The organism is Macrococcus brunensis (genome assembly GCF_004359615.1).
In the GTDB taxonomy this organism is placed as follows: Bacteria; Bacillota; Bacilli; order Staphylococcales; family Staphylococcaceae; genus Macrococcus; species Macrococcus brunensis.
In genome coordinates, this window is the sequence record NZ_SCWA01000074.1 from 1 (window position 1) to 279 (window position 279).

Consider the following 279-nt stretch of genomic DNA (forward strand, 5'->3'; position numbering starts at 1 on the left):
ACATCAAAAATTATAATGAAAATAGAATTCAACAAAAATTAGGCTACTTATCTCCGGTTCAATACCGAATACAAGCAGCCTTATAAAAAGTGTTTTTTATTCCGTCCCATTTTCAGGGTTCAGTACCGTTTTGACCCTGCTTTTTTCCCTGACGCGCTTTTCTAACGGCTAACTGTCCTGCCGGACATACAAACATACCTGCATCCTTATTATATTCAAAGGCCTGATTCTCTTTACGGACACCATGAACAATATGGGGATGGAGCTTTGAAACCAGTT

General features: G+C 38.7%; 1 protein-coding gene and 1 pseudogene. One reads left to right on the forward strand and one right to left on the reverse strand.

Annotated features, from left to right (window positions below; translation table 11 throughout):
• The coding region (locus ERX27_RS11290; protein ID WP_165983063.1) for an IS3 family transposase at nucleotides 1-86 on the forward strand (86 nt) is incomplete at its 5' end.
• 44 nt (nucleotides 87-130) lie between these two features.
• Here the strand turns inward: ERX27_RS11290 and ERX27_RS11295 are convergent.
• Nucleotides 131-279, reverse strand: a pseudogene (locus ERX27_RS11295) (IS5/IS1182 family transposase); the annotation flags it as partial.